The organism is Streptomyces sp. NPDC001415, from assembly GCF_053597395.1.
Genome location: NZ_JBSFIE010000044.1, coordinates 1 through 23,729 on the forward strand (window position 1 = coordinate 1; position 23,729 = coordinate 23,729).

The 23,729-nt window shown below is 70.6% G+C and carries 20 protein-coding genes and 2 pseudogenes; 17 read left to right on the plus strand and 5 right to left on the minus strand.

What is annotated here, in order from left to right; genetic code table 11:
• The first annotated feature begins 113 nt into the window (after nt 1–113).
• The 12 genes from ACWC2B_RS34215 (at nt 114) to ACWC2B_RS34270 (ending at nt 12,489) form a co-directional block, all read left to right on the plus strand.
• Complete coding sequence (locus ACWC2B_RS34215; RefSeq protein WP_450723657.1) at nt 114–659, plus strand: hypothetical protein; 546 nt, start codon at nt 114–116, stop codon at nt 657–659.
• Nucleotides 660–790: 131 nt separating this feature from the next.
• Nucleotides 791–1,711, plus strand: a complete 921-nt coding sequence (gene pdxS, locus ACWC2B_RS34220; protein WP_053723628.1) for a pyridoxal 5'-phosphate synthase lyase subunit PdxS — start codon at nt 791–793, stop codon at nt 1,709–1,711.
• Nucleotides 1,712–1,714: 3 nt separating this feature from the next.
• Nucleotides 1,715–2,302, plus strand: coding sequence for a pyridoxal 5'-phosphate synthase glutaminase subunit PdxT (gene pdxT / locus ACWC2B_RS34225; protein ID WP_450723659.1), 588 nt, complete (start codon nt 1,715–1,717; stop codon nt 2,300–2,302).
• Between the two features lie 114 nt (nt 2,303–2,416).
• On the plus strand, nt 2,417–3,169 hold the full coding sequence (locus ACWC2B_RS34230; protein ID WP_450723584.1) for a YebC/PmpR family DNA-binding transcriptional regulator: 753 nt from the start codon (nt 2,417–2,419) through the stop codon (nt 3,167–3,169).
• A 132-nt stretch (nt 3,170–3,301) separates the two neighbouring features.
• A complete protein-coding gene (ruvC, locus tag ACWC2B_RS34235) occupies nt 3,302–3,832 on the plus strand; it encodes a crossover junction endodeoxyribonuclease RuvC (protein ID WP_450723586.1) in 531 nt (176 codons plus the stop codon).
• Nucleotides 3,829–4,434 (plus strand): Holliday junction branch migration protein RuvA, encoded by a 606-nt coding sequence (ruvA, locus tag ACWC2B_RS34240; protein ID WP_450723588.1) that lies wholly within the window; start codon nt 3,829–3,831, stop codon nt 4,432–4,434. The genes ruvC and ruvA overlap by 4 nt, the downstream gene beginning before the upstream one ends.
• A gap of 78 nt (nt 4,435–4,512) precedes the next feature.
• On the plus strand, nt 4,513–5,604 hold the full coding sequence (gene ruvB, locus ACWC2B_RS34245) for a Holliday junction branch migration DNA helicase RuvB (protein ID WP_450723590.1): 1,092 nt from the start codon (nt 4,513–4,515) through the stop codon (nt 5,602–5,604).
• A gap of 164 nt (nt 5,605–5,768) precedes the next feature.
• Nucleotides 5,769–6,248 (plus strand): preprotein translocase subunit YajC, encoded by a 480-nt coding sequence (yajC, locus tag ACWC2B_RS34250; protein WP_450723592.1) that lies wholly within the window; start codon nt 5,769–5,771, stop codon nt 6,246–6,248.
• 144 nt (nt 6,249–6,392) lie between these two features.
• Entirely contained in the window at nt 6,393–8,156 is a 1,764-nt protein-coding gene (secD, locus tag ACWC2B_RS34255) for a protein translocase subunit SecD (RefSeq protein ID WP_450723594.1), read from the plus strand.
• Nucleotide 8,157: 1 nt separating this feature from the next.
• Nucleotides 8,158–9,255 carry a protein translocase subunit SecF gene (secF, locus tag ACWC2B_RS34260; protein ID WP_450723596.1) on the plus strand — a complete coding sequence of 366 codons (1,098 nt, stop codon included), beginning with the start codon at nt 8,158–8,160 and terminating at the stop codon, nt 9,253–9,255.
• A complete protein-coding gene (locus tag ACWC2B_RS34265) occupies nt 9,252–9,803 on the plus strand; it encodes an adenine phosphoribosyltransferase (protein ID WP_450723598.1) in 552 nt (183 codons plus the stop codon). Before secF ends, ACWC2B_RS34265 begins: the two co-directional genes overlap by 4 nt.
• Before the next feature lie 196 nt (nt 9,804–9,999).
• A complete protein-coding gene (locus ACWC2B_RS34270; RefSeq protein ID WP_450723600.1) occupies nt 10,000–12,489 on the plus strand; it encodes a RelA/SpoT family protein in 2,490 nt (829 codons plus the stop codon).
• Nucleotides 12,490–12,549: 60 nt separating this feature from the next.
• Here the strand turns inward: ACWC2B_RS34270 and ACWC2B_RS34275 are convergent, their stop codons facing one another.
• On the minus strand, nt 12,550–13,779 hold the full coding sequence (locus tag ACWC2B_RS34275; RefSeq protein ID WP_450723602.1) for a DUF349 domain-containing protein: 1,230 nt from the start codon (nt 13,777–13,779) through the stop codon (nt 12,550–12,552).
• Between the two features lie 204 nt (nt 13,780–13,983).
• A complete protein-coding gene (locus ACWC2B_RS34280; protein ID WP_450723604.1) occupies nt 13,984–14,766 on the minus strand; it encodes a peptidylprolyl isomerase in 783 nt (260 codons plus the stop codon).
• 152 nt (nt 14,767–14,918) lie between these two features.
• Between ACWC2B_RS34280 and ACWC2B_RS34285 the strand changes: the two genes are divergently transcribed.
• Nucleotides 14,919–15,629: an MBL fold metallo-hydrolase gene (locus ACWC2B_RS34285; RefSeq protein WP_450723606.1), complete on the plus strand. Its 711-nt coding sequence runs from the start codon at nt 14,919–14,921 to the stop codon at nt 15,627–15,629.
• Between the two features lie 14 nt (nt 15,630–15,643).
• Nucleotides 15,644–16,906, plus strand: coding sequence for a histidine--tRNA ligase (hisS, locus tag ACWC2B_RS34290; RefSeq protein ID WP_450723608.1), 1,263 nt, complete (start codon nt 15,644–15,646; stop codon nt 16,904–16,906).
• A gap of 221 nt (nt 16,907–17,127) precedes the next feature.
• Here hisS and ACWC2B_RS34295 read toward each other — a convergent pair.
• Nucleotides 17,128–17,627 (minus strand): annotated as a pseudogene (locus ACWC2B_RS34295) (ATP-binding cassette domain-containing protein); the annotation flags it as partial.
• 168 nt (nt 17,628–17,795) lie between these two features.
• Here ACWC2B_RS34295 and ACWC2B_RS34300 point away from each other — a divergent pair.
• Together ACWC2B_RS34300 and ACWC2B_RS34305 are read left to right on the plus strand one after the other, a co-directional pair.
• Complete coding sequence (locus ACWC2B_RS34300; protein ID WP_450723610.1) at nt 17,796–18,434, plus strand: vitamin K epoxide reductase family protein; 639 nt, start codon at nt 17,796–17,798, stop codon at nt 18,432–18,434.
• Nucleotides 18,435–18,489: 55 nt separating this feature from the next.
• Nucleotides 18,490–19,845: a replication-associated recombination protein A gene (locus ACWC2B_RS34305; RefSeq protein ID WP_450723612.1), complete on the plus strand. Its 1,356-nt coding sequence runs from the start codon at nt 18,490–18,492 to the stop codon at nt 19,843–19,845.
• Nucleotides 19,846–20,003: 158 nt separating this feature from the next.
• Here the strand turns inward: ACWC2B_RS34305 and ACWC2B_RS34310 are convergent, their stop codons facing one another.
• The gene (locus tag ACWC2B_RS34310; protein WP_450723614.1) at nt 20,004–20,684 is read right to left on the minus strand and encodes a DUF2470 domain-containing protein; all 681 of its coding nucleotides are present in this window, start codon (nt 20,682–20,684) and stop codon (nt 20,004–20,006) included.
• A 231-nt stretch (nt 20,685–20,915) separates the two neighbouring features.
• On the opposite strand from ACWC2B_RS34310, the gene rpsD reads away from it, so the two are divergent.
• Nucleotides 20,916–21,530: a 30S ribosomal protein S4 gene (rpsD, locus tag ACWC2B_RS34315; RefSeq protein ID WP_053723667.1), complete on the plus strand. Its 615-nt coding sequence runs from the start codon at nt 20,916–20,918 to the stop codon at nt 21,528–21,530.
• Nucleotides 21,531–21,559: 29 nt separating this feature from the next.
• Here rpsD and ACWC2B_RS34320 read toward each other — a convergent pair.
• Nucleotides 21,560–23,720: pseudogene (locus tag ACWC2B_RS34320) on the minus strand (ATP-binding protein).
• Nucleotides 23,721–23,729 lie beyond the last annotated feature (9 nt).

Here is a 23,729-nt window from a genome sequence, read left to right on the forward strand (position 1 = left end):
GCAGGGTGGCCGAGGCGGTCTGGCAGACGCTGGGCCTGGACGCCGAGGACGACTGGCGCTCGCCGCTGCCGCCCGCGGTCAAGCCCGGCTGGGCCCCGGTAGCCTTGCGGCCCGTGACCGTAACCCTCATCTGGATCGTCGTCGCCCTCGTCGCGATCGGCCTCTACCTCAGCTGGACCGCCGGCCGGCTCGACCGGCTGCACGCCCGCATCGACGCGGCCCGAGCCGCCCTGGACGCCCAACTGCTGCGCCGCGCCTCGGTCACCCAGGAACTGGCCACGAGCGGGGTGCTCGACCCGGCCGCCTCGATCGTCCTGTACGAGGCCGCGCACGCGGCACGCCAGGCGGAGGAGGAGCACCGGGAGGTCGCCGAGAGCGAGCTCAGCCAGGCGCTGCGGGCGGTCTTCGGGGAACCCGCGCAGGTCGACGCCGTACGGGAGGCTCCCGGGGGCGTGGAGGCCGCCGAGGAGCTGGCGCAGGCGGCGCGCAGGGTGCCGATGGCACGCCGCTTCCACAACGACGCCGTACGGGCGGCGAGGGCGCTGCGCAGGCACCGCACGGTGCGCTGGTTCCGCCTGGCGGGCCACGCCCCGTTCCCGCTGGCCTTCGAGATGGACGACGAGCCGCCGACGGCCCTGGCCGACCGCCCGGGCACCTGATCCGGCGGCCACCGGGGACGGCTGACCGGCGAAAACGATCCACCGGGTACGTATTGGCCCTTGATGTGGACTGGTGCACCGGGGTTCTCTCGGGGCAGCAGAATCCCTTCTTCACTCAGTGAGGTCGCTCCGTGTCCAGCACGCCTTCCAGCACCCCCCAGTCCGACAGCCCCGCCATCGGCACCGCCCGCGTCAAGCGCGGCATGGCCGAGCAGCTCAAGGGCGGCGTGATCATGGACGTGGTCAACGCCGAGCAGGCGAAGATCGCCGAGGACGCGGGCGCCGTCGCCGTCATGGCCCTGGAGCGGGTTCCGGCCGACATCCGCAAGGACGGCGGCGTGGCCCGGATGTCCGACCCGAACATGATCGAGGAGATCATCGGCGCGGTCTCCATCCCGGTGATGGCCAAGTCCCGCATCGGCCACTTCGTCGAGGCCCAGGTCCTGCAGTCCCTCGGCGTCGACTACATCGACGAGTCCGAGGTCCTCACCCCGGCCGACGAGGTCAACCACAGCGACAAGTTCGCGTTCACGACCCCGTTCGTGTGTGGCGCCACCAACCTGGGCGAGGCCCTGCGCCGCATCGCCGAGGGTGCGGCCATGATCCGCTCCAAGGGCGAGGCCGGCACCGGCAACGTCGTCGAGGCCGTCCGCCACCTGCGCCAGATCAAGAACGAGATCGCCAAGCTGCGCGGCTTCGACAACAACGAGCTGTACGCCGCCGCCAAGGAGCTGCGCGCCCCGTACGAGCTGGTCAAGGAAGTCTCCGAGCTCGGCAAGCTCCCCGTCGTGCTGTTCTCCGCCGGTGGCGTGGCCACCCCCGCCGACGCCGCGCTGATGCGCCAGCTCGGCGCCGAGGGCGTCTTCGTCGGCTCCGGCATCTTCAAGTCGGGCGACCCGGCCAAGCGCGCCGCCGCCATCGTGAAGGCGACCACCTTCTTCGACGACCCGAAGATCATCGCGGACGCCTCCCGCAACCTGGGCGAGGCCATGGTCGGCATCAACTGCGACACCCTGCCCGAGACCGAGCGCTACGCCAACCGCGGCTGGTAGTCCCTGATGAACACCCCAGTGATCGGTGTCCTGGCCCTCCAGGGCGACGTACGGGAGCACCTCATCGCCCTGGCCGCGGCGGACGCCGTGGCCAGGCCGGTCAGGCGCCCCGAGGAGCTCGCCGAGGTGGACGGCCTGGTCATACCCGGCGGCGAGTCCACCACCATCTCCAAGCTCGCCGCGCTGTTCGGCATGCTGGAGCCGCTGCGCGAGCGGGTCCGCGCGGGCATGCCCGTGTACGGCACCTGCGCCGGGCTGATCATGCTCGCCGACAAGATCCTCGACCCGCGTTCGGGCCAGGAGACCATCGGCGGCATCGAGATGATCGTTCGCCGCAACGCCTTCGGCCGCCAGAACGAGTCGTTCGAGGCGACCGTGGAGGTTTCGGGCGTGGGTCCCGTAGAAGGCGTGTTCATCCGCGCGCCCTGGGTCGAGTCCGTCGGCGCCGAGACCGAGGTGCTCGCCGAGCACGGCGGCCACATCGTCGCCGTGCGCCAGGGCAACGCGCTGGCGACCTCGTTCCACCCCGAGCTGACTGGCGACCACCGTATGCACGCGCTGTTCGTGGACATGGTGCGCGCCGCCTCTTGAGAAGGGCGCGCGTCAGCGCTCGGTGAGCGGCGGGGGCCGGGCGACGGGTGGGTCCCGTCCCGGTAGGATCTCTGCCGAACGACGCAGAATGGGTTACGCGAAGGAGACAGGCAGATGTCCGGCCACTCTAAATGGGCTACGACGAAGCACAAGAAGGCCGTGATCGATGCCAAGCGCGGCAAGCTCTTCGCGAAGCTGATCAAGAACATCGAGGTCGCGGCCCGCACCGGCGGCGCCGACATCGACGGCAACCCGACGCTCTTCGACGCCGTGCAGAAGGCCAAGAAGCAGTCGGTGCCCAACAAGAACATCGACTCCGCGCTCAAGCGCGGTGCCGGTCTCGAAGCGGGCGGTGCCGACTACGAGACGATCATGTACGAGGGTTACGGCCCGAACGGTGTCGCGGTGCTCATCGAGTGCCTCACCGACAACCGCAACCGTGCCGCCTCCGACGTACGTGTCGCGATGACCCGCAACGGCGGCAACATGGCCGACCCGGGCTCGGTTTCGTACCTCTTCAACCGCAAGGGCGTCATCGTGCTGCCCAAGGGCGAGCTCTCCGAGGACGACGTCCTGGACGCCGTCCTGGAAGCGGGTGCGGAGGAAGTCAACGACCTCGGTGAGTCCTTCGAGATCATCTCTGAGGCGACCGACCTGGTCGCGGTCCGCACCGCGCTCCAGGAGGCCGGCATCGACTACGACTCGGCCGACTCCAGCTTCGTCCCGACCATGCAGGTCGAGCTGGACGAGGAGGGCGCGCGGAAGATCTTCAAGCTGATCGACGCGCTGGAGGACAGCGACGACGTGCAGAACGTCTTCGCCAACTTCGACGTCTCCGACGAGGTCATGGAGAAGGTCGACGCGTAGCGCTGCCGCGGATTGAGCGGTTCCGGCGGGCCGATGGGACACGTCCCATCGGCCCGCCGCCGTTGTCAGCCGCCGTTGTCAGTGGCAGCGGATAGCCTGGCAGCAAGTCAAAGATCACCGAGGGGAGGGGCCGTGCGCGTTCTCGGCGTGGATCCGGGGTTGACCCGGTGCGGTGTCGGCGTGGTCGAGGGAGTCGCGGGCCGGCCCCTGACGATGCTTGGCGTCGGCGTCGTACGGACCGCGGCGGACGCCGAGTTGGGCCACCGCCTCGTCGCCATCGAGCGCGGCATCGAGGAGTGGCTGGATGCCCACCGGCCCGAATTCGTCGCCGTGGAGCGGGTGTTCAGCCAGCACAACGTGCGCACGGTGATGGGCACCGCCCAGGCCAGCGCGGTCGCCATGCTGTGCGCGTCGCGGCGCGGCATCCCCGTCGCCCTGCACACCCCCAGCGAGGTCAAGGCCGCAGTGACTGGCAGCGGCCGGGCCGACAAGGCCCAGGTCGGCGCCATGGTGACGCGGCTGCTCCGGCTCGACGCCCCGCCCAAACCGGCCGACGCCGCCGACGCGCTGGCCCTCGCCATCTGCCACATCTGGCGCGCCCCCGCGCTCAACCGGCTCCAACAGGCCCACGCCCAGCACTCCGTACGGAAGGTCACCCGATGATCGCCTTCGTCAGCGGCCCGGTCGCCGCCCTCGCTCCCGACACCGCGGTGGTCGAGGTCGGCGGCATCGGCATGGCCCTCCAGTGCACGCCCAACACCCTGGCCGAACTGCGCATCGGCCAGCACGCGAAGCTCGCCACGTCGCTGGTCGTACGCGAGGACTCACTGACCCTGTACGGCTTCGCGGACGACGACGAGAAGCAGGTCTTCGAGCTGCTCCAGACCGCCAACGGGGTGGGTCCCCGGCTCGCCCAGGCGGTCCTTTCCGTGCACACGCCGGACGCGCTGCGCCGCGCGTTCGCCACCGGTGACGAGAAGGCGCTCACCGCGGTGCCCGGCATCGGCAAGAAGGGCGCCCAGAAGCTCCTCATCGAGCTGAAGGACCGGCTCGGCGCGCCCGTCGGCAACGCCCCGGCAGTCGGAACCCCGGTCACCTCGGGCTGGCGGGACCAACTCCACGCGGCCCTCATCGGCCTCGGCTACGCGACGCGGGAGGCCGACGAGGCGGTGGCCGCCGTCGCCCCGCAGGCCGAGGCCTCGGACAAGCCGAACGTCGGCGCGCTCCTCAAGGCCGCCCTGCAGACGTTGAACCGCGCCCGCTGAACCAGTCCGGCCCCGACCCCACCGGGCACCCCGTAGCACCCGCACCACCCATCGCGACCACGATCCGAGGCACACGTCATGAACTGGGAAGACAGCTCCGACACGGCGGATCTGTCCGCGACGGCCGGCGACCGCCTCGTGGGGCCCGACGCCGACGGCGAGGACACCGCCGTCGAGGCCGCCCTGCGCCCGAAGGATCTGGACGAGTTCGTCGGCCAGGAGAAGGTCCGCGAACAGCTCGACCTGGTCCTGCGTGCGGCCCGCGCCCGCGGCGCCACCGCCGACCACGTGCTGCTGTCGGGCGCCCCCGGCCTCGGCAAGACCACCCTTTCGATGATCATCGCGGCCGAGATGGGCGCCCCGATCCGCATTACCAGCGGCCCGGCCATCCAGCACGCGGGCGACCTCGCCGCGATCCTCTCCTCCCTCCAGGAGGGCGAGGTCCTCTTCCTCGACGAGATCCACCGGATGTCTCGGCCGGCCGAGGAAATGCTCTACATGGCGATGGAGGACTTCCGTGTCGACGTCATCGTCGGCAAGGGCCCCGGCGCCACCGCCATCCCGCTGGAGCTGCCGCCCTTCACCCTGGTCGGCGCCACGACCAGGGCCGGCCTGCTGCCGCCCCCGCTGCGCGACCGCTTCGGCTTCACCGGCCACATGGAGTTCTACGAGCCCTCCGAGCTGGAGCGGGTCATCCACCGCTCGGCCCGCCTGCTCGACGTGGAGATCGACTCCGCCGGCGCCGCCGAGATCGCGGGCCGCTCCCGGGGCACCCCCCGCATCGCCAACCGGCTCCTTCGCCGCGTCCGCGACTACGCCCAGGTCAAGGCGGACGGCGTCATCACCCCCGAGATCGCCTCGGTCGCGCTCGGCGTGTACGAAGTTGACGCCCGCGGCCTCGACCGCCTGGACCGGGCCGTCCTCCAGGCCCTCCTGAAACTGTTCGGCGGGGGCCCGGTGGGCCTGTCCACGCTGGCGGTCGCCGTGGGGGAGGAGCGCGAAACGGTGGAGGAGGTGGCCGAGCCCTTCCTCGTCCGGGAAGGTCTGCTCGCCCGCACCCCGCGCGGCCGGGTGGCCACACCCGCCGCCTGGGCCCACCTCGGCCTCGTACCGCCGCAGCAGGGCGGCGGCGCGGCAGGAAGCGGACAACAGGGTCTCTTCGGGGCGTGACGGCGCGGAGGGTCGCACCCCGAGGAACCCCGGTGGGATGCTGGGCGTTGTTCCATCTGTGCGGACTCGCTTAGACTCCGCCGATGCCGCCCTTCCAGGCCGGCGTACCCACCCCCAGATCAGGCCGCGCCCCAGGTGCGGTCATGCGAAGGAAGTTCCGTCCCGTGAGCCCTATTACTCTCCTCCCCTTCATTGTGCTTATCGGGGCCATGTTCCTGATGACCCGGTCCGCCAAGAAGAAGCAGCAAGCGGCCGCGGCCATGCGCGACGAGATGCAGCCCGGCACCGGTGTCCGCACGATCGGCGGCATGTACGCCACGGTCAAGGAGATCGGCGACGAGACGGTGCTCCTGGAGGTGGCGCCCGGCGTCCACGCCGTCTACGCCAAGAACGCCATCGGCGCGGTCCTGGACGACGCGGAGTACAACCGCATCGTGCACGGCGACACCGAGGAGGAGCTCCCGGCGGTGCCGGACGACGCCTCTTCGCTGACCGAGGCCGCCGAGGCCGACGCCGAGGCTGTCGACATCAAGGACGACAAGAACGCCAAGATCGACCTGGGCAAGAAGGACGAGGCGGAGGACGCCGCCGAGCCCAAGGACGGCAAGGACGGCAAGGCCGACGGCGGGGCCGACGCGAAGTAGTCACGCACCGGGACCGCACGGCGCCCGACCGGCGCGGGCGGTCCCCGGAGCGCGCCCACTTCCGCGGGGGACGTCCCCACAACACTTCGTGGCCGCCCACGCGCATACCCGGCGCAGGGCGGTTGGACAGGGAGAAACGACAAGGTGGCAGCACCGAACAAGGGCCGAAGGCCGGCGGCGGGGGGACAGAGCAAGCCGGGCCGTGCCCTGGCCTTCATCCTCATCGCCATGGTCGCGCTCACCGGTGGGATGTTCCTTTCCCACAACACCACTCCGAGGCTGGGCATCGACCTCGCGGGCGGTACGAGCATCACGCTCAAGGCCAAGCCCGAGCCTGGCCAGGAGTCCGCGATCAACAAGGCCAACATGGACACGGCCGTCTCCATCATGGAGCGGCGTGTCAACGGTCTCGGTGTGACCGAGTCCGAGGTTCAGACCCAGGGCAGCGACAACATCATTGTCAACATCCCCAAGGGTACGAACTCCGAGCAGGCCCGCCAGCAGGTCGGCCAGACCGCCAAGCTGTACTTCCGGCCGGTCCTGACCGCCCAGCCCACCGCGGCTCCCACGCCGAGCGCTTCCCCGAGCGCCTCGACCAGCGGCAAGCCCACCGGCAAGCCCACCCCCTCGGGCGCCCCGACCGCCTCCGGCAAGGGCACGCCGTCCGGTTCCCCGAGCGCCTCCAGCTCGACCAAGGGCCGTGCGGTCTCCGACGCGCTGAAGGCCTCCGGTTCGCCCACGCCCGGCGCGAGCAAGCCGAGCAGCCCCGCGCCGAACCCGTCGGCCTCCTCCGGTGACGCGGCGGCCGCGGCCAAGCTCCAGGCCCAGTTCGCGGCGCTCGACTGCTCCACCAAGGAAGCCCGCTCCAAGGCCGGCGAGGGCGCCAAGTCCACCGAGCCGACCGTGGCGTGCGACCAGAACGGCGCGGAGAAGTTCATCCTCGGCCCGGCCGAGGTCGACGGCACGGACGTCGCCAAGGCGCAGGCCGTGATCAACCAGCAGAACGGTCAGTGGATCGTTCAGATGGACTTCACCGGCGGCGGCTCGAAGAAGTTCGCGTCGATCACCGGAAAGCTCTCGAAGCAGCAGTACCCGAACAACCGCTTCGCGATCGCGCTGGACAACCAGGTCGTCTCGGCCCCCACCGTGAGCTCCACGCTCAGCGGCTCCGCCGAGATCTCCGGCAACTTCAACCAGCAGACCGCGCAGGACCTGGCGAACGTGCTGTCCTACGGTGCGCTGCCGCTCACCTTCCAGGAGCAGAGCGTCACCACGGTGACCGCTGCCCTCGGCGCCGACCAGCTGCACGCCGGCCTGATCGCCGGTGCCATCGGTCTCGCCCTTGTCATCATCTACCTGGTGGCCTACTACCGCGGCCTCGCGCTGATCGCCATCCTCAGCCTCGTCGTCTCGGCGATCCTGACCTACACGATCATGGCGCTGCTCGGCCCGGGCATCGGCTTCGCGCTGAACCTGCCCGCCGTCTGCGGTGCGATCGTCGCCATCGGTATCACCGCGGACTCGTTCATCGTGTACTTCGAACGCATCCGTGACGAGATCCGCGAGGGCCGCACCCTGCGGCCCGCCGTCGAGCGGGCCTGGCCGCGTGCCCGGCGCACCATCCTGGTCTCCGACTTCGTGTCGTTCCTTGCCGCCGCGGTGCTGTTCATCGTGACCGTCGGCAAGGTCCAGGGCTTCGCGTTCACGCTGGGCCTGACCACGCTGCTCGACGTGGTCGTGGTGTTCCTGTTCACCAAGCCGGTGATGACGCTCCTCGCCCGCAGGAAGTTCTTCGCGAGCGGCCACCCGTGGTCCGGTCTGGACCCGAAGCGGCTCGGCGCCAAGCCCCCGCTGCGCCGTGTCCGCCGCACCACCTCCGCCCCCGTCGACAACCCGAAGGAGGCGTGAGATGTCGAAGCTCGGCACTCTCGGCGCCAGGCTGTACCGCGGTGAGGTCGGTTACGACTTCGTCGGCAAGCGGAAGATCTGGTACGGCATCTCGATCCTGATCACCATCACGGCCATCGTCGGCCTGGCGGTACGGGGTCTGACGATGGGCATCGAATTCCAGGGCGGCGCGGTCTTCACCACGCCCAAGACCTCGATGTCCGCCTCACAGGCGGAGAGCGCGGCACAGTCCGCCTCCGGCCACGACGCCATCGCCCAGAAGCTCGGCGACGGCTCGATCCGCATCACCATCGGCGGGGTCGACACCGCCAAGTCGGACCAGATCAAGACGGAGCTCGCCAAGGACCTCAAGGTCCAGGCGAACGACATCAACGCCGACCTGGTGGGCCCCAGTTGGGGCGAGACGATCGCCAAGAAGGCCTGGACCGGCCTGATCGTCTTCATGATCCTCGTGGTGATCTACCTGGCCATCGCCTTCGAGTGGCGCATGGCGGTCGCGGCCCTGGTCGCCCTGATCCACGACCTCACGATCACGGTCGGCATCTACGCCCTGGTCGGCTTCGAGGTCACCCCGGGCACCGTGATCGGTCTGCTCACGATCCTCGGTTACTCCCTCTACGACACCGTCGTCGTCTTCGACGGGCTCAAGGAGGGCCAGAAGGGGATCACCAAGCAGACCCGGCTCACCTACAGCGAGATGGCGAACAAGAGCCTCAACGGCACCCTGGTCCGCTCCATCAACACCACGGTCGTGGCACTGCTCCCGGTCGCGGGCCTGCTGTTCATCGGTGGCGGCGTCCTCGGCGCCGGCATGCTGAACGACATCTCGCTGTCCCTGTTCGTCGGCCTCGCGGCCGGCGCGTACTCCTCGATCTTCATCGCCACTCCGCTGGTCGCCGACCTGAAGGAGACCATGCCGGAGATGAAGGCCCTCAAGAAGCGGGTGCTCGCCAAGCGCGCGGCGGCCGCCGCCAAGGGTGAGAGCGCGGAGCCCGAGGACGCGGCACCGCTCGACGACGAGGACGACGACGCCGAGACGGCCGGCGCGGTCGTCGGCCAGCGCCGCCAGCCCACCCGCAACAACCGGAAGCGCCGATGACCAGCGTGTCCACCGAGACGGTGGGGCTGCTGCTCAGCCGCATCCGCGACGTCCCGGACTACCCGATCCCGGGCGTGATGTTCAAGGACATCACCCCGCTGCTCGCGGACCCGGAGGCGTTCACGGCCCTCACCGACGCGCTCGCCGCGCTGTGCGTGGAGCACGGCGCGACCAAGATCGTCGGCCTGGAGGCGCGCGGCTTCATCCTGGCGGCCCCCGTCTCGGTCCGCGCCGGGATCGGCTTCATCCCCGTACGCAAGGCGGGCAAGCTCCCCGGGGCGACGCTCAGGCAGGCGTACGAGCTGGAGTACGGCACCGCGGAGATCGAGGTGCACGCCGAGGACCTCAGCGCGGGCGATCGCGTCATGGTCATCGACGACGTGCTCGCCACCGGCGGCACCGCCGAGGCCTCGCTGGAGCTGATCCGCCGGGCCGGAGCCGAGGTCGCGGGTGTCGCGGTCCTGATGGAGCTCGGCTTCCTCAGTGGCCGCGAGCGGCTGGAGCCCGCCCTGCGCGGGGCCCCGCTGCACGCCCTGATCACGGTCTGAGCAGGCAGTAGAACACCGCCGAGGCGGGCCCGGAGGAATCCGGTGCCCGCCTCTGGTGTTTCTCCTTGCAGAGCCGTCACACCGGCCGAGGGCGAGCGGAGGCTCTTGGCTCGATACCATGGGTACTTCCGGGCCTGACCGGGGGACCCGGACCCTCCCCCAGACCCCGTCCGGGGGGACCCCCAGAGGAGCGCTTTTGCCAGACGAGGCCCAGCCACTCTCCGCCGCGCAGCCCGACCAGCAGGCCGCAGAGCCCGCGGCGGCCCCGGCCACGCCCCCCGAGCCCCCGGCGAAGCCGAAGTCCGAGGTGTCCGAGCGTGCCGAGGCCCCGACTCCGGCGCCTGCCCCGGTCGCCAAGCCCGTGGCGCCGGCGGGCTCGGTGTCCCGCTCCGGCGGCTCCTCCAACCGCGTACGCGCCCGCCTCGCCCGGCTCGGCGTGCAGCGCTCCTCCGCGTACAACCCGGTGCTCGAACCGCTCCTTCGGATAGTGCGCAGCAACGACCCCAAGATCGAGACGGCGACGCTGCGCCAGGTCGAGCGCGCCTACCAGGTCGCCGAGCGCTGGCACCGCGGCCAGAAGCGCAAGAGCGGCGACCCGTACATCACGCACCCCCTCGCGGTGACGACGATCCTCGCCGAGCTGGGCATGGACCCGGCCACGCTGATGGCGGGCCTGCTGCACGACACCGTCGAGGACACCGAGTACGGCCTGGACACCCTGCGCCGCGACTTCGGCGACCAGGTGGCGCTGCTCGTCGACGGCGTCACCAAGCTGGACAGGGTGCAGTTCGGCGACGCGGCGCAGGCCGAGACCGTACGCAAGATGGTCGTCGCCATGGCCAAGGACCCCCGCGTCCTGGTCATCAAGCTCGCCGACCGCCTGCACAACATGCGCACCATGCGGTACCTCAAGCGCGAGAAGCAGGAGAAGAAGGCGCGCGAGACCCTGGAGATCTACGCGCCGCTCGCCCACCGCCTGGGCATGAACACGATCAAGTGGGAGCTGGAGGACCTCGCCTTCGCGATCCTTTACCCCAAGATGTACGACGAGATCGTGCGCCTGGTCGCCGAGCGCGCCCCCAAGCGCGACGAGTACCTCGCCATAGTGACCGACGAGGTCCAGTCCGACCTGCGCGCGGCCCGCATCAAGGCGACCGTCACCGGCCGCCCGAAGCACTACTACTCCGTCTACCAGAAGATGATCGTCCGCGGCCGTGACTTCGCGGAGATCTACGACCTGGTGGGCATTCGGGTACTTGTCGACACAGTCCGCGACTGCTATGCGGCCCTCGGCACGGTGCACGCGCGATGGAACCCGGTCCCGGGCCGGTTCAAGGACTACATCGCGATGCCCAAGTTCAACATGTACCAGTCGCTGCACACGACGGTGATCGGCCCCAACGGCAAGCCGGTTGAGCTCCAGATCCGCACCTTCGACATGCACCGCCGCGCGGAGTACGGCATCGCCGCGCACTGGAAGTACAAGCAGGATCCGTCCGCCGGTGCCTCCAAGGTGCGCACCGACGCACCGAAGAAGGCCGGCAAGGACGACCACCTCAACGACATGGCCTGGCTGCGCCAGCTGCTCGACTGGCAGAAGGAGACCGAGGACCCCAGCGAGTTCCTGGAGTCCCTGCGCTTCGACCTCTCGCGCAACGAGGTCTTCGTCTTCACACCCAAGGGCGACGTCATCGCCCTCCCGGCGGGCTCGACCCCCGTCGACTTCTCGTACGCCGTCCACACCGAGGTCGGCCACCGCACCATAGGCGCACGCGTCAACGGACGCCTGGTCCCGCTCGAATCGACCCTGGACAACGGCGACTTGGTGGAGGTCTTCACCTCCAAGGCGGCCGGCGCGGGGCCCTCGCGGGACTGGCTAGGCTTCGTCAAATCGCCGCGCGCCCGCAACAAGATCCGCGCCTGGTTCTCCAAGGAGCGCCGCGACGAGGCGATCGAGCAGGGCAAGGACGCCATCGCGCGCGCCATGCGCAAGCAGAACCTGCCGATCCAGCGCATCCTGACCGGCGACTCGCTGGTCACCCTCGCCCACGAGATGCGCTATCCCGACATCTCCTCGCTGTACGCGGCGATCGGCGAGGGCCATGTGGCCGCCCAGGGCGTCGTCCAGAAGCTGGTGCAGGCGCTCGGCGGCGAGGAGGCCGCCAACGAGGACATCGCCGAGTCGGCGCCGCCCTCGCGGGGCCGCAGCAAGCGCCGCAAGAACGCGGATCCGGGTGTGGTCGTCAAGGGCGTCGACGACGTCTGGGTCAAGCTCGCCCGCTGCTGTACGCCCGTCCCCGGCGACCCCATCATCGGCTTCGTCACCCGCGGCAGCGGCGTCTCGGTGCACCGGGCGGACTGCGTGAACGTGGACTCGCTGTCCCAGCAGCCCGAGCGGATCCTCGAAGTGGAGTGGGCGCCGACCCAGTCCTCGGTCTTCCTGGTCGCCATCCAGGTCGAGGCCCTGGACCGCTCGCGCCTCCTGTCGGACGTCACCCGCGTCCTGTCCGACCAGCACGTCAACATCCTCTCGGCCGCCGTACAGACCTCCCGCGACCGCGTCGCCACCTCGCGCTTCACCTTCGAGATGGGCGACCCCAAGCACCTCGGTCACGTACTCAAGGCGGTCCGGGGAGTGGAGGGCGTGTACGACGTGTACCGCGTGACCTCGGCGCGGCGGCCGTAGGACAGCACGAAGCCCCCGGAACCGCGGTTCCGGGGGCTTCGCCGTGAGGCGGCGCGAGGATCAGCCGCCGAACTCCTCAAGGCCCTTCAGCGCCTGGTCGAGCAGGGCCTGGCGGCCCTCCAGTTCGCGGCCCAGCTTGTCCGCCTTGGCGTCGTTGCCGGCCGCGCGGGCCGCGTCGATCTGCTTCTGCAGCTTGTCGACGGCGTCCTGCAGCTGGCCCGTGAGACCCGCGGCACGCGCCCGCGCCTCCGGGTTCGTACGACGCCAGTCGGCCTCCTCGGCCTCCTGGATCGCCCGCTCCACGGCATGCATCCGGCCCTCGACCTTGGGACGCGCGTCCCTGGGTACGTGGCCGATGGCCTCCCAGCGCTCGTTGATCGAGCGGAACGCGGCGCGGGCCGCCTTGAGATCGGTCACCGGGAGGATCTTCTCGGCCTCGACGGCCAGCTCCTCCTTGAGCTTCAGGTTCTCGGTCTGCTCGGCGTCACGCTCCGCGAACACCTCGCTGCGCGCCGCGAAGAAGACGTCCTGAGCGCCGCGGAAGCGGTTCCACAGCTCATCCTCGGCCTCGCGCTGGGCGCGGCCCGCCGCCTTCCACTCGGCCATCAGATCGCGGTAGCGCGCCGCCGTCGTACCCCAGTCCGTGGACCCGGACAGGGCCTCGGCCTCGACGACCAGCTTCTCCTTGACCTTGCGGGCGTCCTCGCGCTGCGCGTCGAGGGACGCGAAGTGCGCCTTGCGGCGCTTGGAGAACGCCGAGCGGGCGTGCGAGAAGCGGTGCCACAGCTCGTCGTCGGACTTGCGGTCCAGGCGCGGCAGACCCTTCCAGGTGTCCACCAGGGCCCGCAGCCGCTCGCCCGCCGAGCGCCACTGCTCGCTCTGCGCCAGCTCCTCCGCCTCGGCGACCAGCGCCTCCTTGGCGTGCTTGGCCTCGTCGGTCTGCTTGGCCTTCTGGACCTTGCGCTCCTCGCGGCGCGACTCGACGGTCTTGACGAGCTTGTCGAGGCGCCCCCGCAACGCATCGAGGTCACCGACCGCGTGATGCTCGTCCACCTGCGAGCGCAGATGGTCGATCGCGGTCTGCGCGTCCTTCGCCGACAGGTCGGTGGTCTTCACCCGCCGTTCGAGGAGGCCGATCTCGACAACCAGGCCCTCGTACTTGCGCTCGAAGTAGGCCAGGGCCTCCTCTGGAGAGCCCGCCTGCCACGATCCGACGACCACTTCGCCCTCGGCTGTACGCACATACACGGTGCCCGTCTCATCGACGCGGCCCCACGGGTCGCTGCTCACAGCGCCTCCTCCACATGATGCCTGCGCGGGGGGTTCGTCCCCCCGGGGCATCGTCCACAGTTTCCCGGCGGGCCTCGCCCGCCCTCCACAGCGCGTACGAGCCCGCGCTGCACAACGCCAATCTAGGCGACCGGCCGCCCGGCTGTCCGCACTCAGCGCGGCCGAATTCAGCGGTTCACGCTCGGTGCCGGGCGCCCGGGGGTGTCACTCTTTGGTGACGGCGGCCTTCTCGATGGTGACGGCCTTCTTGGGCGCCCCGTCGCCGGCGCCGCCCTCGACACCCTCCTTGGCGACGTCCTGGACGGCCTTGAGCCCGGCCGCGTCCATCGTGCCGAACGGCGTGTAGGTGGGCGGCAGGTTGGTGTCCTTGTAGACCAGGAAGAACTGGCTGCCGCCGGTGTGCGCCTGGCCGGTATTGGCCATCGCGACCGAGCCCGCCGGGAACGTCACGGAGCCGTCCGCGCCCGCCTTGCCGAGGCCGGTCAGGTTCTCGTCCGGGATCGTGTAGCCGGGGCCGCCCGAACCGGTGCCCTGCGGGTCGCCGCACTGGAGCACGTAGATGTTCTCCGTGGTCAACCGGTGGCACTTGGTGTTGTTGAAGTACCCCTTGTCGGCGAGGTACTTGAACGAGTTCACCGTGTGCGGGGTCTTCGCCGCGTCCATCGCGATCTTGATCTCGCCCGCGTTGGTCTTCAGAGCCATGTCGTACTTGGCCTTGGCGTCCACGGACATCTTCGGCTCCGACGACCCGCTGGGCTGCGCGGACGGGCTGTCCGAAGGAGAGGCGGTGTCCGACTTCTTGTCGCTGTCGCCGGAGAAGACACCCGTCGCATAAGCCGCGCCGCCCGCCGCCACGACCACCGCGAGGGCGGCCGCGATGACCGTGTTGCGCCGTCTGGCCTTGCGCCGTGCTTCCTCCCGACGCTGCTGCTGCCGCTCGAACTTCTCGCGCGCGAGCTGGCGCCGACGCTGTTCGCTGCTGACCACCGGTCGTCTCCTTGTGCGGTCTCGTGGGGTACGGGTACGTGCGTACGAGCTGACTTTGCCCCGTACCGTATATGGGTTCGCTGTGACCGGAGCAGCGCCGGTAGGCTCTGAGCAGCCGTAATCACCCGCCGCGCAAGAAATCGAGGACGATCGTGCTGATTGCCGGGTTCCCCGCCGGGGCCTGGGGGACCAACTGCTACCTGGTCGCCCCCGCCGCAGGCGAGGAATGCGTGATCATCGACCCCGGCCACCAGGCCGCCCAGGGCGTCGAGGAAACGCTGAAGAAGCATCGGCTCAAGCCCGTCGCCGTCGTCCTCACCCACGGCCACATCGACCACTGCGCCTCGGTCGTCCCGGTCTGCGGAGCCCACGACGTACCCGCCTGGATCCACCCCGACGACCGCTACATGATGAGCGACCCGGAGAAGGCGCTCGGCCGCGCCTTCGGCGCGCAGCTCATGGGCGAGCTCACCGTGGGGGAGCCGGCCGACGTCAAGGAGCTCACCGACGGCGCCAAGCTGGCGCTCGCGGGCATGGAGCTCACCGTGTCGCATGCGCCCGGCCATACCAAGGGGTCGGTGACGTTCGGGCTGCCCGAGGCGGAGGACATCCCTCCGATCCTGTTCTCGGGCGACCTGCTCTTCGCCGGCTCCGTCGGACGCACCGACCTGCCCGGCGGCAGCCACGCCGAGCTCCTGGAGTCGCTGGGCCGCGTGTGCCTGCCGCTCGACGACTCGACCGTGGTGCTGTCCGGCCACGGCTCCCAGACGACCATCGGCCAGGAGCGCGCCACCAACCCGTATCTGCGGCAGGTGGCCGCCGGCCAGGGAGAAGGCATGGCCTCTCCCCGACGAGGAATGTGACGAGAAGCCTTCCCATGAGTACTTTCCAGGCCCCCAAGGGCACGTACGACCTGCTCCCGCCGGACTCGGCGCGCTTCCTCGCCGTGCGCGAGGCCATCGCCGCGCCCCTGAAGCGGTCGGGCTACGGCTACATCGAGACCCCCGGCTTCGAGAACGTCGAGCTCTTCGCGCGCGGTGTCGGCGAGTCCACCGACATCGTCACGAAGGAGATGTACGCCTTCACGACCAAGGGCAACGACAAGCTCGCGCTGCGCCCCGAGGGCACCGCATCCGTGCTGCGCGCCGCCCTGGAGGCCAACCTGCACAAGGCGGGCAACCTCCCCGTCAAGCTCTGGTACTCGGGCTCGTACTACCGCTACGAGCGCCCGCAGAAGGGCCGTTACAGGCACTTCTCGCAGGTCGGCGCCGAGGCGATCGGCGCGGAGGACCCGGCGATCGACGCCGAGCTGATCATCCTGGCGAACGACGCGTACCGCTCGCTGGGGTTGCGGAACTTCCGCATCCTCCTCAACTCCCTCGGCGACAAGCAGTGCCGCCCCGTCTACCGCGACGCCCTCCAGGAATTCCTGCGCGGGCTCGACCTCGACGAGGACACGCTGCGCCGGGCCGAGATCAACCCGCTGCGGGTGCTCGACGACAAGCGGGACGCGGTCCAGAAGCAGCTGACGGGTGCCCCGCTCCTGCGCGACTACCTGTGCGACGCCTGCAAGGCGTACCACGAGGAGGTGCGCGAGCTCCTGACGGCGGAGGGTGTCGCCTACGAGGACGACGCGCGTCTGGTGCGCGGCCTCGACTACTACACCCGCACGACGTTCGAGTTCGTCCACGACGGCCTGGGCTCGCAGTCCGCGGTCGGCGGCGGCGGCCGCTACGACGGCCTCTCCGAGATGATCGGCGGCCCCGCGCTGCCGTCGGTGGGCTGGGCGCTGGGCGTCGACCGTACGGTCCTCGCCCTGGAGGCCGAGGGCGTCACCCTCGAACTCCCCTCCACGACCAGCGTGTTCGCGGTCCCGCTGGGCGAGGAGGCGCGGCGCGTGCTGTTCGCGAAGGTCACGGAGCTGCGGCGGGCCGGCATCGCGGCGGACTTCTCCTTCGGCGCGAAGGGCCTGAAGGGAGCGATGAAGTCCGCGAACCGCTCCGGCGCGCGCTTCACCCTGGTCGCGGGCGAGCGAGACCTGGCGGAGGGCGTGGCCCAGCTGAAGGACATGGAATCCGGGGAGCAGGTTCCGGTGCCGCTGGACGGAATCCTGGAAGCGGTACGGGAACGGCTGGCCTGAGGAGCGGGGTCCGGGGGCGGAGCCCCCGGCACTCCCACCCCTGCCCGGCGTTCGTGCACCCCCGCAGCACGGAAACCTCCCGGTCGGAGAGCTGCGGCCGCTCCGGCCGAGGCCCGGCCCGCAGATACCAGGGGATCAGCAGCGACATCAGCGCCACCGGCCGAGGGGCCAGGTGCCGGGCAGCCGGGTGTCTGCTGTGCGGGGCGCGACAAGAGTGGTGGTCATCGTGCTTCCTCCTGCTGCGGGTCCAGCTGGCCGGTGAGCCGCAGGTAGACGTCCTCAAGGGTGGCCGGCCGATCCTGAGGCCGGGGATCTCGCCGTCGAAGCGGTGCATCAGCTCGGCGACGGTGCGGGTCGGCGTCTCGGTGCGCACGCTGCGCGGCGAGCCGTCCGCCTCGGTCCACTCGACGGTGGCGCCGGTGCCGAGGCTCTGCCGCAGCGCGGAGGGCTCGCCCTCGGCGACGACCTTGCCGCCCGCGACCACCGCGAGCCGGTCGGCGAGCGCCTCGGCCTCCTCCAGGTAGTGCGTGGTCAGGACGATGGTGGTGCCCTCGCCCGCGAGTAGCCGGATCAGCCCCCAGCACTGGCGGCGGGCCGCCGGGTCGAAGCCGGTCGTCGGCTCGTCCAGGAGCAGCAGTTCGGGATCGCCGATCACGCCGAGCGCCACATCCAGGCGCCGCCGCTGACCGCCCGAGAGGCCCTTGATCCGGGCCGACGCCTTCTTCCGCCAGTGCTGTCATGGCAAAGAGCGTCCCGCGGAGCCGTCGGCTCGGGCACCCTCGTGCGGACCTCACTTATGTCCATCGAACGGTGGACAGCGCGCCCCGTGCGGCAGAATGAGGCGGCGGCAGGACAGGCAACCACGATGACGGGATGACGGAACGGCGCTATGACCACAACACTTGACGACGTCTCCTCCGACTCCGGCCATCAGGAGGTGAGCAGCAAGGGGGCGATCGGCGGCAGCCGCGCCTTCGCCTGGCTGCTCGTGATCACCGGCGCGGCCGGTCTGGTGGCGGCCTGGGTCATCACGCTCGACAAGTTCAAGCTCCTTGAGAACCCGAACTTCGTGCCGGGCTGCAGCCTCAACCCGGTCGTGTCCTGCGGCAACATCATGAAGAGCGACCAGGCGGCGGCCTTCGGCTTCCCGAACCCGATGCTGGGTCTGGTCGCGTACGGCATCGTCATCTGCGTCGGCATGAGCATCCTGGCGGGCGGCCGCTTCCGCCGCTGGTACTGGCTGACCTTCAACGCGGGCACGCTGTTCGGCGTCGGATTCGTCAGCTGGCTCCAGTTCGAGTCGCTGTACCGGATCAACTCGCTGTGCCTGTGGTGCTGCCTGGCATGGGTCGCCACGATCTTCATGTTCTGGTACGTGACGTCGTTCAACCTCCGCAAGGGCCTGCTGCCCGCGCCGAACTGGGCGAAGAAGTTCCTGTCCGAGTTCACCTGGGTGCTCCCGGTGCTGCACATCGGGATCATCGGCATGCTGATCCTGACCCGCTGGTGGGACTTCTGGACCAGCTGACCGGCATCGCCGCAGCTCGGCGGCGTTGTCAGTGGCGTGTCATAGGCTCGTTGACGTGGAACCCGATCTCTTCACCGCCGCCGCAGAGGACCGCCAGGAGAAAGACCCGGCGGGCAGCCCTCTGGCCGTACGGATGCGCCCGCGCGTCCTCGACGAGGTGGTCGGCCAGCAGCACCTCCTGAAGCAGGGCTCGCCGCTGCGGCGCCTGGTGGGGGAGGGCGCCGGCGGGCCCGCCGGCCCGTCCTCGGTGATCCTGTGGGGCCCGCCGGGCACGGGCAAGACGACGCTCGCGTACGTCGTGTCGAAGGCGACCAACAAGCGGTTCGTCGAGCTCTCGGCGATCACCGCCGGGGTGAAGGAAGTCCGCGCGGTCATCGACGGCGCGCGCCGCGCCATCGGCGGCTTCGGCAAGGAGACCGTCCTCTTCCTCGACGAGATCCACCGCTTCTCCAAGGCCCAGCAGGACTCACTGCTCCCCGCCGTCGAGAACCGCTGGGTCACCCTCATCGCGGCGACGACGGAGAACCCGTACTTCTCGGTGATCTCCCCGCTCCTGTCCCGCTCCCTGCTGCTCACCCTCGAACCGCTGACGGACGACGACCTCAGGGCCCTCGTCCAGCGGGCGCTCACCGAGGAGCGGGGTCTGGGCGGCGCGGTCACCCTGCCCCCGGACGCCGAGGCGCACCTGCTGCGCATCGCGGGCGGTGACGCGCGCCGGGCGCTGACCGCCCTGGAGGCCGCGGCAGGCTCCGCGCTCGCCAAGTCCGAGCAGGAGATCACGCTCCAGACGCTTGAGGAGACGGTCGACCGGGCGGCCGTGAAGTACGACAAGGGCGGCGACCAGCACTACGACGTGGCGAGCGCCCTGATCAAATCGATCCGCGGCTCGGACGTGGACGCGGCGCTGCACTATCTGGCCCGGATGATCGAAGCGGGGGAGGACCCCCGCTTCATCGCCCGGCGCCTGATCATCTCCGCGAGCGAGGACATCGGCCTGGCCGACCCGACCGCGCTGCCGACGGCGGTGGCGGCAGCCCAGGCCGTGGCCCTCATCGGCTTCCCCGAGGCGGCCCTGACGCTGAGCCACGCCACGATCGCCCTCGCGCTCGCCCCGAAGTCCAACTCCGCGACGACGGCGATCGCCGCGGCGATGGAGGACGTCCGCAAGGGGCTTGCGGGCCCCGTCCCACCCCATCTGCGCGACGGCCACTACAAGGGCGCGGCCAAACTGGGCCACGCCCAGGGCTATGTCTACCCGCACGACGTGCCGGGCGCGATCGCCCCCCAGCAGTACGCCCCGGACGCGGTGGCGGACAGGCGTTACTACGAGCCGACGCGCTACGGCGCGGAGGCGCGGTACGCGGACGTGGTGGAGAAGGTACGAGAGCGTTTGGGCCGGGCCCAGGACTAGCCCCCACTCCGCCCCTCCATTGCCGGGGGCGCTGCCCCCGGCCCCCCGTGGTCGGCCCCTTCGGCTTCGGGCCGTGGGTGGCTGGTCGCGCGGTTCCCCGCGCCCCTGGCAGCATGCGGTCCGGGCATCTTCAGCCTGGCAGGGGAGGGGGGTGCGGGCTAGCTCGCCGCTGCGTCGAAGAGCTGGTGCATCGCTCGGCGCAGGGCCGTGATGTCGGCCACCGGTTCGGGGAAGTCGAAGCGGGCGTCGAAGCTGTGGCCGTCCACCTGGCCGAAACGCACCCGCAAGCCGAAGCGGTCGAGCGCCAGCGGGGTGACCCTGGCCACTCCCTCCCGCTCCACGAGCCCGCACAGCAGGCCCATCTGCTCGCCGTGAGCGGAGTCGAGATGCTGGAGGAGCTCGGTCTCGTGCCGCACCAGCGGATCGGGCGTCGCTCTGGCGAACTCCTCGGGGTCCACCGCGCTCGCACCCCACAGGTCGTCCACGTAGGCGTCGCCGACTTCTAGGCGGAGCATCATGCGGCCCGGCCCGGTCTGCCCCGGCACCCGGGTCAGCCAGCCGGAGACCCAGGCGCGGCCCCGGATACGGTGGGGAACGGACACCGGAGCCACGTCCGTGATCTCCAGGACGGCCCGGACCTCGTCGTCCTGCGCGTGTGTGGCCGCCCGGACGGCCGGGGAATCGGCGGGAAGGACGAGGAACAGGTCGCCGTCGGGACCGACGCCGCGGACGTCGGCCATCAGCTGCTCCGGGCGGGCCCCGGCAAGGCCGGGTACGAGCAGCACCGCCGAGCAGGTACTATGTACGAGAGTTCGTGTGCGCTCGGCTGCTGACGGCATCCGCGCGTTTTCAAGTCCGCTGGGACGCGGCTGACCACGATCTGATCGGACCTCCGTCACGTGCCCGGCCCCACGCTTCGACTGGGGGCTGGTGGAGTCGACCCCTCCTGTGGGAGCAGGGTCGGCCTTCTTCGTGCTGTCCGTGATGTGACTGGTGTTCCCCGGACGCGACATGCGATCTCCTTGAGTAAGGTGAGCCTAACCTAACCCAACCATGGAGGTTTGGAGAACGTGCCTAACCAGTCGCGTCCCAAGGTCAAGAAGTCTCGTGCGCTCGGCATCGCGCTGACGCCGAAGGCCGTCAAGTACTTCGAGGCCCGCCCCTACCCGCCGGGCGAGCACGGCCGTGGCCGCAAGCAGAACTCGGACTACAAGGTCCGTCTGCTGGAGAAGCAGCGTCTGCGCGCCCAGTACGACATCAGCGAGCGCCAGATGGCGCGTGCCTACGACCGCGCCAAGAAGGCCGAAGGCAAGACGGGCGAGGCGCTGGTCGTCGAGCTTGAGCGTCGCCTCGACGCCCTGGTCCTGCGTTCGGGCATCGCCCGCACCATCTACCAGGCCCGCCAGATGGTCGTGCACGGTCACATCCAGGTCAACGGTGGCAAGGTCGACAAGCCGTCGTTCCGCGTCCGTCCGGACGACGTCGTGACCGTCCGCGAGCGCAGCCGCGAGAAGGTCCCCTTCCAGGTTGCCCGCGAGGGTGGCTACGCCGGCGAGGGCGAGACCCCGCGCTACCTCCAGGTGAACCTGAAGGCCCTGGCCTTCCGCCTGGACCGCGACCCGAACCGCAAGGAAATCCCGGTCATCTGCGACGAGCAGCTCGTCGTCGAGTACTACGCCCGCTGATCCAGGCGTAGCACCGGAGCCTCAGCGCTTCAGCCCGTCGTCCCCCCGTTCCGCACGGAGCGGGAGGCGGCGGGCTTCTGCGTGAGCGGCTCCCTCGTTCGGCCGCCCCTTCTCGCGTGCCGGCGCCAACTCCCTTACACCGTCGGCCAGTTGGCCGCCTCCCAGCGCCCGCGCCACCGCCGTTTCCGGGTCGAGCCGGGCGCCGCGCCGCCGGTGCTCCTCGTACGTCGCCTCCCCGAGCCGCTCGCGGGTCCGCTCCTCGCAGAGCACGTGCGCGGCGTAGAAGTACGCCGAGCCGAACAGGGGCAGGCCCACCGACGGCCAGAGCCGCTCGGCGGCCCCCTGCAACACGGCCGCCTCCGCCGGATCCCCGCTGTCCACCTCCACGAGCGCCAGCATCTCCAGGGTGAGCACCGTCCCCACCAGATCGTGGAAGGCGTGACCGACCGAGAGGGTCTCCCGCAGCAGCTCGCGCGCGCGGGACGGATCGCCGCCGTACCAGGCCGCGTACGCCAGGACGTACAGCGCATAGGCGCGGGCCCAGCGCTCACCGTGGTCCTCGCAGACCTCCACGACCTGCTCGCAGACCGAGACGGCCTCGTCCAGCCGACCGCGGAAGCCCACCGCCATCGCCATCTCGACCCGGCCCATCAGCACGTTGCTGTTGAGCTCGCCGACCTCCTCGTACTCGGCCAGGGCCTGACGCAGCAGCTCCTCGGCGCGCGGCATGTCGTCGGTGACCAGGGCCAGGCAGCCGGTGCGGTGCACGGCGTACGCCGCTGCCACCGCATCGCCGCGCAGCTCGGCCTCCTCACGGCACTCCTGCAGCGCGGCGATCGCCGCCACCGCGTCGCCCTGCAGCACCGCCACATAGCCGAGCACCCACAGCGCCTTGAGGCGCGAACCGTCGCGCTCACACTCGGCGTCCAGGACCTGGGCCAGCCAGTGCCGCCCCTCCGCGAGACGCCCGCAGCCGGCCCAGTAGAACCAGAGCGTGCCCGCCAGGTACTGGGCCAGGTGCGCGTCCTCGGGCGAGCCGAGCGAGAACTCCATCGCGGCGCGCAGATTGGGCAGTTCGCCCTCCACGCGCGCGGCCACCTCGGCCTGGCGGGGACTGAACCACTCCAGCTCGCACCAGGTGGCGAGCCCCAGGTACCAGTCGCGGTGGCGCCGGTGCAGCCGGTCCGCGTCGCCCGTCGCCGCCAGCCACTCGCCGCCGTACTCGCGGACCGTGTCGAGCAGCCGGTAGCGGATGCCGAAGGGGCCGTCCTCGCGCGTCACCACCGACTGGTCGAGGAGCTCTCCCAGGACGTCGAGCACCTCCTCCTGCGGCAGCTCGGCGCCCACACAGATGTACTCGACGGCCTCCAGGTCGAAGGCCCCGGCGAACACCGAGAGCCGCGCCCACAGCAGCCGCTGCGCCGCCGTGCACAGCTCGTGGCTCCACCCGATGGTCGTACGCAGCGTCCGATGGCGGGGGAGCGACCCGCGGCCGCCCCCGGTGAGCAGCCGGAACCGGTCGTCCAGGCGGCGCAGCAACTGCTCCACCGAGAGCGTCCCGAGCCGGCCGGCCGCCAGCTCCAGGGCCAGCGGAATCCCGTCCAGACGGCGGCACAGCTCGGCGGCAGCCACCCCGTACCCCTCGGCCGGCAGCTCGCCGGCCCGGGCGCCGGCCGCGCGCTCCGCGAAGAGCCGCAGCGCGTCCTCGTCGCACATCGGGGCCAGCGTGAACACCTGCTCGCCGTCGATCCTGAGCGGCAGCCGCCCCGCGGCGAGGACTGTGAGGCCGGGGGAGGCGCGCAGCAGGTCCCGTAAGAGCTCGGCGCAGGAGTCCACCAGCTGCTCGAACCCGTCGACCACCAGCAGCAGTCGGCGCTCGGCGAGGTGGTCGAGCAGCAGTCGGCGTGGCGGTCTCGCCGTGTGATCGGTCAGGCCGAGCGCCTCGACGACCGCGTGGTCGAGCAGGCCCGGATCGGTCAGAGCGGACAGCTCGACCAGCCGGACCCCGTCGCAGTACCGTTCCTGCTCGGCCACGGCGGCCGCGGCCCGCAGCGCGAGACGAGTCTTGCCGACCCCGCCGACGCCGGTCACGGTGACCATGCGCGCCTCTCGGAGCAGGCGGTCCAGGCGGTCCAGTTCTCGGTCTCGCCCGACGAAACGGTTCAACTCTGCGGGCAGCTGGGAGCGCATGGAACACGC

What these genes read in the sequence shown, in the direction of transcription:
- ACWC2B_RS34230 (WP_450723584.1), top strand. Translation starts at nt 2,417, where the DNA reads ATGTCCGGCCACTCTAAATGGGCTACGACGAAGCACAAGAAGGCCGTG.
- ruvA (WP_450723588.1), top strand. Translation starts at nt 3,829, where the DNA reads ATGATCGCCTTCGTCAGCGGCCCGGTCGCCGCCCTCGCTCCCGACACC.
- ruvB (WP_450723590.1), top strand. Translation starts at nt 4,513, where the DNA reads ATGAACTGGGAAGACAGCTCCGACACGGCGGATCTGTCCGCGACGGCC.
- secF (WP_450723596.1), top strand. Translation starts at nt 8,158, where the DNA reads ATGTCGAAGCTCGGCACTCTCGGCGCCAGGCTGTACCGCGGTGAGGTC.
- ACWC2B_RS34265 (WP_450723598.1), top strand. Translation starts at nt 9,252, where the DNA reads ATGACCAGCGTGTCCACCGAGACGGTGGGGCTGCTGCTCAGCCGCATC.
- hisS (WP_450723608.1), top strand. Translation starts at nt 15,644, where the DNA reads ATGAGTACTTTCCAGGCCCCCAAGGGCACGTACGACCTGCTCCCGCCG.
- ACWC2B_RS34300 (WP_450723610.1), top strand. Translation starts at nt 17,796, where the DNA reads ATGACCACAACACTTGACGACGTCTCCTCCGACTCCGGCCATCAGGAG.
- ACWC2B_RS34310 (WP_450723614.1), bottom strand. Translation starts at nt 20,684, where the DNA reads ATGCCGTCAGCAGCCGAGCGCACACGAACTCTCGTACATAGTACCTGC.